This is a genomic window from Flagellimonas hymeniacidonis (assembly GCF_008040165.1).
Lineage (GTDB): Bacteria > Bacteroidota > Bacteroidia > Flavobacteriales > Flavobacteriaceae > Flagellimonas > Flagellimonas hymeniacidonis.
The window spans coordinates 1-12,806 of record NZ_VRUR01000003.1 but is presented as its reverse complement, the minus strand read 5'-3'; the positions used below and the strand labels follow the sequence as shown (position 1 = coordinate 12,806).

13 protein-coding genes are annotated in these 12,806 nt (G+C 38.2%); 6 read left to right on the top strand and 7 right to left on the bottom strand.

Annotation, left to right across the window (positions count from 1 at the left end):
- The first annotated feature begins 77 nt into the window (after positions 1–77).
- From FVB32_RS17165 to FVB32_RS17140, 6 genes are all read left to right on the top strand, one after another.
- Positions 78–938, top strand: coding sequence for an SPFH domain-containing protein (locus FVB32_RS17165; protein ID WP_147745102.1), 861 nt, complete (start codon positions 78–80; stop codon positions 936–938).
- Positions 939–1,001: 63 nt separating this feature from the next.
- Positions 1,002–1,175 carry an Arc family DNA-binding protein gene (locus FVB32_RS17160; protein WP_147745101.1) on the top strand — a complete coding sequence of 58 codons (174 nt, stop codon included), beginning with the start codon at positions 1,002–1,004 and terminating at the stop codon, positions 1,173–1,175.
- Between the two features lie 61 nt (positions 1,176–1,236).
- A complete protein-coding gene (locus FVB32_RS17155; protein WP_147745100.1) occupies positions 1,237–3,435 on the top strand; it encodes a DUF5916 domain-containing protein in 2,199 nt (732 codons plus the stop codon).
- A 1-nt stretch (position 3,436) separates the two neighbouring features.
- Positions 3,437–4,234, top strand: coding sequence for a Cof-type HAD-IIB family hydrolase (locus tag FVB32_RS17150; protein WP_147745099.1), 798 nt, complete (start codon positions 3,437–3,439; stop codon positions 4,232–4,234).
- Positions 4,235–4,270: 36 nt separating this feature from the next.
- Positions 4,271–5,533 (top strand): DUF819 family protein, encoded by a 1,263-nt coding sequence (locus FVB32_RS17145; protein WP_147745098.1) that lies wholly within the window; start codon positions 4,271–4,273, stop codon positions 5,531–5,533.
- A 41-nt stretch (positions 5,534–5,574) separates the two neighbouring features.
- Positions 5,575–6,273 (top strand): DUF4369 domain-containing protein, encoded by a 699-nt coding sequence (locus FVB32_RS17140; RefSeq protein WP_147745097.1) that lies wholly within the window; start codon positions 5,575–5,577, stop codon positions 6,271–6,273.
- A 3-nt stretch (positions 6,274–6,276) separates the two neighbouring features.
- Here the strand turns inward: FVB32_RS17140 and FVB32_RS17135 are convergent, their stop codons facing one another.
- The 7 genes from FVB32_RS17135 to FVB32_RS17815 form a co-directional block, all read right to left on the bottom strand.
- A complete protein-coding gene (locus FVB32_RS17135) occupies positions 6,277–6,549 on the bottom strand; it encodes a hypothetical protein (RefSeq protein WP_147745096.1) in 273 nt (90 codons plus the stop codon).
- A 24-nt stretch (positions 6,550–6,573) separates the two neighbouring features.
- Positions 6,574–7,536, bottom strand: coding sequence for a type I phosphomannose isomerase catalytic subunit (locus FVB32_RS17130; RefSeq protein WP_147745189.1), 963 nt, complete (start codon positions 7,534–7,536; stop codon positions 6,574–6,576).
- A gap of 7 nt (positions 7,537–7,543) precedes the next feature.
- The gene (locus FVB32_RS17125) at positions 7,544–7,951 is read right to left on the bottom strand and encodes a 6-pyruvoyl trahydropterin synthase family protein (RefSeq protein ID WP_147745095.1); all 408 of its coding nucleotides are present in this window, start codon (positions 7,949–7,951) and stop codon (positions 7,544–7,546) included.
- Positions 7,948–8,481, bottom strand: a complete 534-nt coding sequence (gene idi, locus FVB32_RS17120; protein ID WP_147745094.1) for an isopentenyl-diphosphate Delta-isomerase — start codon at positions 8,479–8,481, stop codon at positions 7,948–7,950. Before idi ends, FVB32_RS17125 begins: the two co-directional genes overlap by 4 nt.
- Before the next feature lie 72 nt (positions 8,482–8,553).
- Positions 8,554–9,486: a PorP/SprF family type IX secretion system membrane protein gene (locus tag FVB32_RS17115; protein WP_449401690.1), complete on the bottom strand. Its 933-nt coding sequence runs from the start codon at positions 9,484–9,486 to the stop codon at positions 8,554–8,556.
- Between the two features lie 28 nt (positions 9,487–9,514).
- Positions 9,515–11,476: an Ig-like domain-containing protein gene (locus tag FVB32_RS17110; protein WP_147745093.1), complete on the bottom strand. Its 1,962-nt coding sequence runs from the start codon at positions 11,474–11,476 to the stop codon at positions 9,515–9,517.
- Positions 11,477–11,554: 78 nt separating this feature from the next.
- Positions 11,555–12,806 (bottom strand): hypothetical protein (locus FVB32_RS17815; protein WP_187269619.1); only part of this gene is annotated, 1,252 nt, incomplete at its 5' end.

Genomic DNA, 12,806 nt, shown 5'->3' with positions numbered 1-12,806 from the left:
TTGTTGACGTCATTTGTAAAAATGAATTTAATATAATATATTTATGATATCAATTTAATATCATTAAATCAATAATTATGACAGATGAGAAAGTAATCTCCCCATTAAACGGATACCTAATGTTATTCGTTTCCTTAGTTCTTTTTTTTGGAGGAATCGCCGCTATTATTTCTATCAAATCCGGATGGTTCGGCATTTGTATTTTTATTGGGCTGGTAATGGCTTTTGGGTTGGTTTTGGTAAATCCGAATAATTCACGGGTTTTAGTGCTATTTGGAAAATATAAAGGAACCATAAAGAAGAATGGTCTTTACTGGGTAAACCCTTTATATTCCAAACGGAAAATCTCTTTACGTGCCAGTAATTTTGATAGTGAACGACTTAAAGTAAATGATAAACTGGGGAATCCGGTAATGATAAGTACCATTTTGGTTTGGAGAGTTACCGATACTTACAAGGCAGCTTTTGATGTTGATGATTATAAAAATTTTGTTCGCGTTCAAACTGATGCTGCAGTACGAAAGTTAGCAAGTATGTATCCATATGATAATTTTGCAGATGAAGGCATTGAAGAAGACATCACCTTACGTTCCAGTTTAAACGAAGTAAGTGAAGCCCTTGAAAAAGAGGTACAGGAAAGACTTGGAATGGCCGGAATTGAAGTATTAGAAGCCAGGATAGGCTATTTAGCCTATGCCCAAGAAATTGCTAATGCCATGCTAAAGCGTCAACAAGCTACAGCAATTGTTGCAGCTAGGCATAAAATTGTTGAGGGTGCGGTAAGTATGGTAGAAATGGCTCTAGAAGAATTAAATGAAAAACAAATAGTAGATTTGGACGAAGAGCGAAAAGCGGCCATGGTAAGTAATTTGATGGTTGTGCTGTGCTCAGATAAAGATGCCTCGCCAATAGTAAATACGGGGACTCTTAACCATTGATACTTACTCATATTTAAGAGAATATGAGTACATCAAAAGATAATTTAGGTATTACTAGAATAAATGAGTAAAAAAAAGGCATTTGCCCTAAGACTCAACGAAGATATGCTCAAAGCAATTGAAAAATGGGCTGCCGATGAATTTCGCAGTACTAATGGGCAGATAGAATGGATGTTAATGAAAAGTCTTAAAGAAGTCAAAAGGGAGCCTAAGAAAAAGAGTCAAGACGATAATTAATTTTTGGGATTTTTTTAACGAAGCTTAACCGTAAATTTGACGGACTAACTTAAATTATCCAATGTTGAAATTCCGTTTTGTACTAGCTGCAACGCTCTTCCCTATTGTATTTTTCGCTCAAATCAATTCCAAACAATTTACCGTAAAGTATATTTCCGAACCCATTAAAATAGATGGGATATTGGATGAGTCTATTTGGCAAACTGCTGAGAGCGCTCATGATTTTCAACAGTATTTTCCTTCGGATTCTATTTTGGCAGTTCAACAATCAGACATAAAAATGCTCTACAGTGAAACCACATTGTACATTGGCATAAAAGTAAATACTGAAGGTGATGACTATGTCATTCCCTCCTTACAAAGAGATTATAGAGCTGGAGGGAATGATAATATTAGTCTGCTGTTTGACACTTTTAATGATGGTACAAACGCTTTTCTATTTGGCATGAATCCCTACGGAGTGCGAAGAGAAGCTCTAATTTCCAATGGAGGTACCGACCTGAGGGGATTTACCACCTCCTGGGATGTAAAATGGCGAGGAGAATCCAAAATGTATGATGGCTATTATATCTGCGAAATGGCTATTCCCCTAACCTCTTTCAAATTTAAACAGGGTGAGACTAAATGGCGATTTAACAGCTATCGTTTTGATATGCAGACCAATGAGACCAGCACATGGATAGAGATTCCTCAGAATCAGTTTATTTTTAGTTTAGCATTTATGGGCGATATGGTTTTTGAAAAACCTTTGGGAAAGTCAAGAACCCCATTAGCGATTATTCCATATGTCAATGGAATTTCTTCAAAAGACTTTGAAACCAACGACACCAATAACGATTTAAATTTTGGTGGAGATGCCAAAGTGTCCATCGGTAACGGAATGAATTTGGATATTACCGTAAATCCTGATTTTTCCAATGTGGAGGTAGACAATGTTTTCACCAACCTTACTAGGTTCGAGATATCGCTCCCAGAAAGAAGGCAGTTTTTTATTGACAATAGTGATCTTTTTGGAGCGTTTGGTAATTCACGCGACTCCAACCCATTTTTTTCAAGAAGAATAGGAATTGCTGAAGATTTGGATGGAGAAACCATTGAAAATGGTATTATTGGAGGAGTCCGTCTCAGCGGAAAACTTAATGAAGATTGGCGTTTAGGTCTATTGAACATTCAAACTGAAGAAGATACTGAAAATGAAATCCCTAGTAACAACAACACTGTTTTTGCACTTCAAAAAAAGTTGTTCTCTCGATCTAACCTCAGTTTCATTTTTGTAAACCGTGAAACTTTCAAGGATTATGATTTTTTAGAGGAAACCGAAAGGTACAACCGCGTAGTTGGATTAGATTATAATCTAGCATCGGCGGATAACACCTGGGTGGGTAAATTTTTCTTTCATAAATCTTTTGCACATGACATTGGTGATGATGACAGCTCTGGAGGAGTTGACCTTCAATATAACTCAAGAACTATTAATTTTGGCTTGCGCGGTAACTATGTTGGTAATGATTTTAGATCAGATTTAGGCTTTGTAAGAAGACAAGATATTATTGCAGCAAGACCTTTTATTGAATTTAATTTTTGGCCAAAGAAGGGCAAAATCAATTCTCATGGCTTCCGTTTTAGTCCAAACGCTATATGGAGACCAACTCTGGACTATCAAAATACTGATTATACCATTTTTACGAGCTGGCAAGCTCAATTTAAAACCCAAGAAGAAATATCAGCCAGAATGTTCAATAGATTCACTTTCTTGACCGAATCTTTTGATCCTACAGATACAGATGGCGCACTTGAACTTCCCGCTGACCAAGGATACTATTATACTAGTTATGAAGTTGAATTTCAAAGTGATAGACGAAAAGTGTTTTCTTATTCTTTGGAACCAGGGTACGGAGATTTCTTCAATGGCAACCGGTTTTCTTTTGAAGGGGATATAAGTCTACGACTTCAACCGAAAGTATCTCTTTCCATGGAATTGAATTATGATAGCATCAACCTCCCAGATCCTTTTCCGAGTGCTGACCTATGGTTGGTGAGTCCCAGAGTAAACATTACTTTCAATAAATCTGTATTCTGGTCAACCTTGGTTCAATATAGCAACCAGCGAGACAATTTAGGTTTCAATTCACGTTTACAGTGGCGATTTGCCCCGCTCTCAGATTTATTCATTGTATATAATGATAATTATTTTGTAAATAGTTTTATGCCACGAAATAGATCTATAAATTTAAAGCTTACCTATTGGCTTAATATTTAGGATGAATTTCAAAATACTCTGTTCCGATTTGGATGGCACATTATTATCCACAAAAAATAATGTATCTGATTTTACTATATCTGAAGTACATCGAATAAAAGAACGGCTTAAAATTATTTTGGTGTCAGCAAGAATGCCAAAATCCATGACCTACCTACAAAAGAGAATGGGGATTGAAGAAAACCCCATTATCTGTTACAATGGAGCTTTAATCATGGAAAAAAATAAAGAATTAAGCTCTACCATTATTTCTGCTGAGCAAACAAAAGCATTAAATACCCTTGCTGAATCTTACGATATCAAACTTGGACTTTACCATAAAGATGAATGGTGTGTTGGCCAATCATCAGAACGCGTGGAAAAAGAAGTATTCAACACAAAGGCAAATCCAATTTTGGAGCCTACCAGCATAACTTTGGAGCGATGGGGCAAAACAAAAATAGGCCCACATAAAGTAATGTTGATGGGCACTAAAACAACCATAGATGCCATTAGCCCAGAACTACAAAAAGATTTTTCTTCAATAATGAGTTTTTACCGCTCCAATGATACTTTGATTGAGGTAGCACCCAAATCCGTTTCAAAATTAAAGGCAATAAAAGCACTTCTACAGCCCAACGAATCCTTAAATGATGTTATCGCTTTTGGTGATAATTACAATGATATTGAAATGCTTCAAAATGTGGGGGTGGGAATAGCCGTAGCAAATGCTAGGGATGAGGTTAAAAGCGTTGCCAACAAGGTAACATTGAGCAACAAGGAACATGGTGTAGCTCAATTTATCAAAGACCATCTTTGATTTTCCTATATTTGAAAACACTGCGAATTAAACTTTATGAACCAACTACCCATTACTGAAGATACCGTAATCTTTGGTCTTCTCTGTCTTTGTTTAGGTTTTGTTTTTTATACTTCATCCATTAAAACTGGATTTTGGAAAAAATTCTACGGTATTGTCCCAACGGTCCTCATGTGCTATTTGCTGCCCGGAATTCTGGCTAGCACGGGAATTGTAAGTGAAGAACAATCTCAGACATATTATGTAGCAAGCAGGTATTTATTACCCGCTGCACTTATTTTAATGACGTTGAGCATAGATTTAAAGGCAATCATGAATTTGGGTTCCAAAGCATTGATCATGTTTTTAACTGGTAGTGCAGGAATAATAATAGGCGGGCCCTTGGCTATTTTAATTGTTTCCATCTTTTCGCCGGAAACGGTTGGCGGCAATGATTTTGATGCTGTCTGGAGAGGTCTGGCTACCATTGCGGGAAGTTGGATTGGTGGCAGTGCCAATCAAGCGGCAATGCTTGAGGTATTTCAATATAATCCAAAAGGATATACCAAAATGGTCATTGTTGACATTGTAATTGCAAATTTATGGATGGCCATACTTTTATTGGGTGTTGGTAAAACAAAAAAAATTGACAAATGGCTAAAAGCAGATTCCTCTTCTATTGAAAAATTAAAAGAAAAAGTATCTACCCATACAGCAAAAATTGCCCGGGTAACCAGTTTGCATGATTTTATGATGATGCTTTTATATGCATTTGCCGGAGTTGGAATTGCTCATTTTCTGGGGCACCATTTTGCCGAACTACTAGAGAACAATTTTGAGGTTATCCGAAATAAAGAAAAAATACTTTCTTCATTAAGCTCAAAATTCCTTTGGATGGTAGTTTTTGCCACAGCAATTGGCATAGGGCTTTCCTTTACCAAAGCCAAAAATTATGAAGGGGCGGGCGCCAGTAAGATTGGGAGCATTTTCATCTATATCTTAGTAGCCACAATCGGTATGAAAATGGATTTGAGCAGAGCACTGGAGAATCCGGGATTAATTGTAATCGGCTTGGTTTGGATTTCCATACATGCGGGCCTCTTGATTTTGGTGGCTAAACTAATTAAAGCACCTTACTTTTTCTTGGCCGTGGGTAGTCAAGCCAATGTTGGTGGTGCTGCTTCTGCTCCCGTTGTCGCTGCAGAGTTTCATCCATCATTAACATCTGTTGGTATTCTTTTGGCCGTTTTTGGTTATGTGGTAGGCACTGCTGGAGCTTATTTATGTGCTTTATTGATGGAAGTGGCTTCTAAAGTTTAATTATTTCAGAAGTTTATTGATATTTGCCACGCTAAATTTTAATGATGAAGAGGATAATATCTGTATTGGTTTTGGGATTGATCATTTTTTCATGTGTAGACAACACTGAAAATACGATGACGGTTTCGGGGAATATTAAGGGATTGAAAAAAGGAAGCCTGTTCCTGCAGCATTTTAAAGACTCCTCTTTGGTGGTTTTGGATTCCTTGAAAATTGAAGGAGATGGTAGTTTTGAATTTACCCATGAACTAGAAGATCCAGAGGTTTTTTATCTATATCTGGACAAAAAAGACAATAACGAGGTAAACGATCGTATTACCTTTTTTGGAGAACCTGGGGATACTATTTCCATTAATACCGCATGGAATACCTTTGATATGAGTCCAGAAATAAGTGGCTCAAAAAGTCAAGAAAAGTTGGAAGAATTCAAATCCATGATGTCCAATTTCAATATTAGGGAACTTGAGCTCTTAAATCATGTTATATCATCAGAAGTTCAACAAGATTCTTTGGTCATAGATTCCATTCAAAAATTGATTAACCATAACCTGTTGAACAGGTATCGTTATGCACTCAATTTTGGCCTCAACAATGGGGATTCTTATGCTACTCCGTATTTGATGATTACCGAAGCAAAAGAAGCAAATCCTAAATATTTGGATTCTGTTTATAAAGCATTGTCTCCAGAAGTTGCTTCTTCCAAATATGGTGAAGCCTTTAAAGCATTTTTAGAGAAATAAAAACTAGCTCCCCAATTTATTCAGCTCTTCAACCAATTCGGTCGCTTTTTCTTCAAGTTGAACGCGGATGGTTTTAAAATGGGCCTTAGCATTATCCACATTCTTTGAATGAATCTTGCTCATAAGTTCATCAAAAACAGCAATGGCCTTGTCAATGATTACCGAACCCTCTTCTGAATCTTTGTTATTGGAACCAGCTTCCCATATGTAAACCGCCTCTATGATGTCTCCTAAAACAAAATTGACATCTTTCTTTAAATCACGAATATTTGCCATGTTGCTATTTTTTCAAATGTACTATTAAATGGTAACTTCTAAAAGTTTAGCTCCATTTGTCGTAATGCTGATTGATGTACTTTCAGCAGCTATCAACAAAGTTTCGCCTTTTTTTATTCTTGTGCTTCCCCAATCATTTGCAATTTCAGCCTCACCACCCACACACATATAAATAGTGAAGGAATCCCTACTAGAAACATCTTGGTTCAACCCATTTGCCAAGTCCAAGAAATTGGTTTTAAAATATGGGCAATCTACCATGGTATTGACCGAATCTGAAGCTTTTGAATAATTGACTTTAAAATCCTCTTTTTTTGCATAATCTATAGCATCTAAAGCCATTTCGGTATGCAATTCCCTTAGGTTTCCGCTCTTGTCTTTTCGATTAAAGTCAAAAACCCTATAGGTGATATCTGATGTTTGCTGAATCTCAGCCAACAGCACTCCAGCTCCAATAGCATGAATTTTCCCTGTGTTTATAAAAAAGGTGTCTCCTTCCGTAACTTCTTCATAGTTCATTAAATCCAAAAGGGTATCTGTCTCAATACTTTTAACGTACTCAGCTTTTTCAACATCTTTATTGAAACCTACAATAAGTTGAGCACCCGGGTCGGCATCCATAACATACCACATTTCCGTTTTTCCAAAGGAATTATGGCGTTCTCTTGCCAATTCATCATTGGGGTGCAATTGTATAGAAAGGTCTTGTTTGGCATCAATGAATTTGATAAGGATAGGAAAATCTTTTCCAAATCTGTCCACAACACTCTTTCCAAGCAAAGTTACTGCTTGTTCCTGAATCAAATCGTTAATCGAAGTGCCTTGTAAAGCACCATTGCTAACCTCAGAAATAGCTCCTTCTACTCCTGAAAGTTCCCAGCTCTCGCCTGTGATTTCACTATCAATGGCTTTTCCGAGTACGTCTTTAAGTTTTGTTCCTCCCCAAAGACGCTCTTTAAGGATTGGTTTAAATTTTAGTGGGTACAAAGCCATTTTATCCAGAATAAGTTACAAAGTTACGAGGTGTTTCGTAAAGTACTATCTCCAATGTTTTTGTTTTTTCAATATGTGGTCTCAACTTATTCCATATTACTACGGCAATGTTTTCGGCAGTAGGGTTTAAACCTTCAAATTCAGGAACATCTTTATTAAGATTTTTATGATCTAAGGCTTCTTCAACATGTTCTTTTATAAGACCTTTAAGTACTTTTAAGTCCATTACAAAGCCCGTTTGTTGATCAATCTCCCCAGTCACGCTTACCACTAGGTCGTAGTTGTGCCCATGGTAGTTTGGGTTGTTACATTTACCAAAAACAGCATCATTTTTTTCATCGCTCCAATCGGGTCGATACAATCTATGCGCTGCATTGAAATTGGCTTTTCTGCTAACTTTTACCATCATGATTTATTGCTATTGTCAGAAATGTGATCATAAAATCGCTCAAAAATAATTTTGAACCACGCAGTATACTCATCTGGATTGTTAGCAATATCAGTTTTTATGTCTGAAGGATGCATCCATTTCCAGTCTTCAACTTCTTCTGGATTTATGGTTGGGGCTTCATTAAATGTTCCAATCATAACATGGTCTAGTTCATGTTCTGTTAGTCCATTGTCAAAAGTGGCCTTATAAATAAATGAAAACAACTCATTAAGTTCTGTAATGAAACCCATTTCTTCCATGAGTCTCCGTTTTCCTGCCTCAATATTGCTTTCCCCATCTCTTTGATGACTGCAGCAGGTATTCGTCCAAAGTAAGGGAGAATGATATTTGTCTTTGGCGCGCTGTTGTAGCATGGCCTCTCCTTTATCATTTAGAATAAAAACTGAAAAAGCCCTATGAAGAACTGCTTTCTCGTGGGCTTCCATTTTAGGCATTAGTCCAATAGGCTCGTCGGCCTCATTAACCAATATCACATTTTCCTCTTTCATAGGGTAAAAATATGACGTTTGTCATGAAATATAGAAACCGTTGGTCTAAAATGTTCCTAAAGTTGTGGAAAATTAAAAGAAGCGTGGAGATTTAAGATTACCGATGTTCTTTATAAAATCGTATCTTAAAATAACCTCAAAGGATCCATCATTAAAAGTAGCAGCACCTAAATCCGTGGTTTCACGATCGTAAGCAAGCCCAATAAACATTTCGTCCGAAACCCTAAAACCGAAAAGTCCACTAAAAGCCGCATCCCAACGATAGGCTATGCCTCCAATAAATTTTTCATTAAACATAAAATTGGCAGAAAGGTCTACCTGGATCGGTGCTCCTTGTACCGCCTTAGTTAGAAGGGTTGGTTTAAATTTGAGAAAAGGGTTTAAGTCCCACACATAACCGGTAATGAAATACAAATTAATTTGTTCTGTGGCCGTAGAAATTGAAGACTCGTCAAAATGAGTTGTTTCTAACAACCTTGGTACTGAAAGTCCGGTATAAAAACGTTCAGTATGATAATAAATTCCGGCGCCAATATTAGGAGAAAATTTATTTTGAATATCCTGCTGTGATTGCAATTGAGGGTCAATTTCAAATTCATCCAATTCTGAATACCTAATATCCAACATATGAGCACTGGCCTTTAATCCAAAACTCAATTTAGCATCGAATGATGTTTGAATGGTATATGAAAAATCAACATCAAAATAGGTTTCAGAGGTAGGTCCTATTTTATCATTGACAATCGATATTCCCAAACCTACTCCTCTATAACCCATTGGGGTATGAAGATTAAGGGTTTGTGTTTCTGGAGCGCCATCCAACCCTAACCATTGATTTCGATAAAGGGCTGCAATACTTAAATGTCCCCTGGAACCAGCATATGCCGGGTTAACACTAACTGTGTTATACATGTACTGCGTGTATTGTGCATCTTGTTGGGCATGAACAACTCCTATAAAGCACAATAGCACCATAAAAACGTGTAAGAGTGTTTTTTTCTTTATCGTATTCTTATCCACAGTAATCTTTACTTTATCTATTAATGTATAGGTAACCTGAGAGTTGTCTCATATTCCCATTAAGGTCTTCATAATCTATAATATAGAAATATGTACCTACAGGGAGCTTGTTGTCCTGATCAACTGTTACCCTTCCTTCGGAAGTCCCGTCAAAGACATTTCCAATTGTGTTGTATGCTTTGGTCACGTATACCAGCACACCCCATCTGTTATAAATTTTTACTGTGTTGTTTGGATAGTTTTCTAAATTGTTTATAGTTAATACATCGTGTATTCCATCTCCATTAGGAGTTATTACATTTATAACATCAATATCGTCTACTTGGCTTTGATCTAGGTCTGAATCAAGGTAATTTGGTATGCCATCTGCATCTGAGTCATCATTGGCATAGTTTCCATCCAGATCCAAATCTTCATCTATAGTTTCAATACCATCATCATCATCATCCGCATCCCTATAATCTGGAACACCATCAAAATCGGTATCAATTAAATCAGTAGTTGGGTCGTTTATTTCATCATTTACATCTATGTCAATTGCTATACCGCCCTCAAAACCATCATCAAGACCGTCATTGTCCTTATCTGAACCAATGAATGTTACATCAGCAATTCCATCCTGGTCTTGATCATGTCCCTCTATGCTGTCGGGTACATTGTCATTATCACTGTCATCATCTACATAATCAGGAATCCCATCCACATCCGAATCAACAGGAATCAATCCAACATTACCTCCATTTTCATAAGCATCGTCCAAACCATTATCATCGGCATCCACTAAACTAGGAGCTATATATCCTATTGTTGTCTGTGCTTCAATATTATCGGGGATTCCATCATCATCGCTGTCAATATCAAGGTAATCAGGAATGGTATCACCATCTGTATCTGTTGGGTTTGTTGATGGGTCATTATCTCCATCGGAATTTAAGTCTTCAAAACTATCAACAATACCGTCATTATCACTATCTAAATTAATTCCAGGAGGATTCACCAATATGGTAACCGTGGCTGTACTACAATTCCCAGATCCATCACAAATAGTATAATCAAAAGCATCGGGTCCTAAGTAACCTGGATTTGGCGTATAGGTTATAAAATCATCTGATGGATTACCCAACGTAGCATTTTCATTAATTATAATGGTCCCATTAGTAGGCGTAGTAGTAGTTAAAGTACCAGAAACAGGCAAGTCATTGTCATTTGCCAAAACATCAATATCTACTGAAATATCTTGTTCCGTTGTCACCGAATCGTCAAAAGCATCTACAATAGGAAGCACATCAACCGTTACAGTTGCTGTACTACAAGCTCCAGATGTATTACATACCGTATAGTCAAATGTATCTGTACCATTGAAATTGGGGTCAGGTGTATAGGTTACAATATCATCAGTTGGGTCGTTTGGTGTTCCATTGCCATTGATGCCAACAGTACCATTAGCTGGATTTGTAGTGGTAAGGTTTCCTGTTGTAGTTACATCGGTATCATTGGCAAATACTGGAACAACAACAGAATCATCTTCATTTACAGTTACCAGATCATCAACCAAAGTTCCCGCTTGACTCATACATACCACTGTAAAACGAGGAAGTTCACTTGTATTTCCTGCCTTGGATATCGTAGCTGTATATCTCTCCACACTTAAAGTACTCGTTACTGTGGGGCGTGTTTGGTCTCCTCCTAATATGGGGCTCCAACTTACCGTGGCTCCTGAAGGAATACTTGCTGTAATATCCAAGGTAACTTGATTATTTGGAGCTGTGCAATCTGTTAAAATGAAATACCCTGTGGCATTAGACCCACACAGTGTACCATCATAGGTTGCAAAATATACTCCTGGCTGCGTTGCTTCGTAAAAAGAAACGGTACTTAACACAGTAGCTGTATCGGAAGCCTCGAACCATTGATAGTTGTTCTCTCCACCACTCGAAGGAGCTCGAAGTAAAAACTGGGCATTCGAGGAATACATCCCAAAAATCAGGAAAAATATTCCTAAGGATAAAGACTTATATAGGTTAAATGATATCAAAATCTGTCTTAGTCTTTATTATTTTACTACGAATACTACATTAATCAATGAATTGTAATCTGCTGGCAGATTAAAAACTTCAAATGATAAATTTCCATTTGCGTCTATTGACATATTTTGTACTGCAGTACCATTCCCAAAAACATCTGGATCTGCATAGGTCACATAATAATATAATTCCGTTCTGCCATATGTCGGTATAGATGCTGGTGCATTTGCACTGGCAACAGCAGGCGTTCCAAACTGATCTAAATATTCTTGATACAAATCTACAGGTGTCCCAACACCTATTGTTGAAGCATCTACAGCAATTGATGGTGGGTAAAATATTCTCGCAGCTTTTGAAGTAATAGGAGCTATTGCTTGAATCGCTCCTTCAATTGTTGTTTCATTTATTCCTGCCACTTCTGGTCCTGGACCATCAGGATCTACACCTAAATCACCATCAACATCTATATCCGATAGATTATAATAAGCTCCACCATCAGCACCTGCAGTAATCTCATTGCCTGCATCTACACTGACGATTGTTTGACTAGAAGCTGTGATTTGACTGTCAACATATGCCTTCGTCGCCGCGTCCTGTGCATTGGTTGGATCTGCCAAATTCGTGATCGCATTGTTGCCCGCGCTCGCGTCCTCTCCGATCACATCCTCCAGGTCCTGTATCTCGTTCGTATCGCTAAGGTCACCGTCCGCCGCGATGTGGTTGTTGATAAGGGTCGTGTTCGCAGTGATGTCCGCCGATTCCTCCAAAGATGAGAGGTTCGCCGAGAAGCTCGTAGCCCCTTCCGCCACCGTCACGCTCGTGCCGTCAAAGCTCACTCCCGTGATATCATCATCAGCAGTTGCATCCACATAGGCCTTCGTCGCCGCGTCCTGTGCATTGGTAGGGTCAGCAAGGTCCGTGATCGCATTGTTGCCCGCGCTCGCGTCCTGACCAATTACATCTTCTAAATCTTGTATCTCGTTCGTATCGCTTAAATCACCATCTGCCGTATTATGAGCCGCTATTGCTGCTGCATTAGCTGCTACACCAGCTGAATCGTCTAAAGCAGAAATGTCCGCTGAAAAACTCGTCGCCCCTTCCGCTACCGTCACGCTCGTGCCGTCAAAGCTCACTCCCGTGATGTCGTCGTCAGCGGTAGCATCCACATAGGCCTTCGTCGCCGCGTCCTGTGCATTGGTTGGATCTGCCAAATTCGTGATCGCATTGTTGCCCGCGCTCGCGTCCTGACCAATTACATCCTCCAGGTCCTGTATCTCGTTC

Coding starts and splice junctions, on each gene's coding strand:
- FVB32_RS17165 (WP_147745102.1), top strand. CDS start 78: ATGACAGATGAGAAAGTAATCTCCCCATTAAACGGATACCTAATGTTA.
- FVB32_RS17145 (WP_147745098.1), top strand. CDS start 4,271: ATGAACCAACTACCCATTACTGAAGATACCGTAATCTTTGGTCTTCTC.
- FVB32_RS17150 (WP_147745099.1), top strand. CDS start 3,437: ATGAATTTCAAAATACTCTGTTCCGATTTGGATGGCACATTATTATCC.
- FVB32_RS17160 (WP_147745101.1), top strand. CDS start 1,002: ATGAGTAAAAAAAAGGCATTTGCCCTAAGACTCAACGAAGATATGCTC.
- FVB32_RS17155 (WP_147745100.1), top strand. CDS start 1,237: ATGTTGAAATTCCGTTTTGTACTAGCTGCAACGCTCTTCCCTATTGTA.
- FVB32_RS17125 (WP_147745095.1), bottom strand. CDS start 7,951: ATGATGGTAAAAGTTAGCAGAAAAGCCAATTTCAATGCAGCGCATAGA.
- idi (WP_147745094.1), bottom strand. CDS start 8,481: ATGAAAGAGGAAAATGTGATATTGGTTAATGAGGCCGACGAGCCTATT.
- FVB32_RS17135 (WP_147745096.1), bottom strand. CDS start 6,549: ATGGCAAATATTCGTGATTTAAAGAAAGATGTCAATTTTGTTTTAGGA.
- FVB32_RS17140 (WP_147745097.1), top strand. CDS start 5,575: ATGATGAAGAGGATAATATCTGTATTGGTTTTGGGATTGATCATTTTT.
- FVB32_RS17110 (WP_147745093.1), bottom strand. CDS start 11,476: ATGTATTCCTCGAATGCCCAGTTTTTACTTCGAGCTCCTTCGAGTGGT.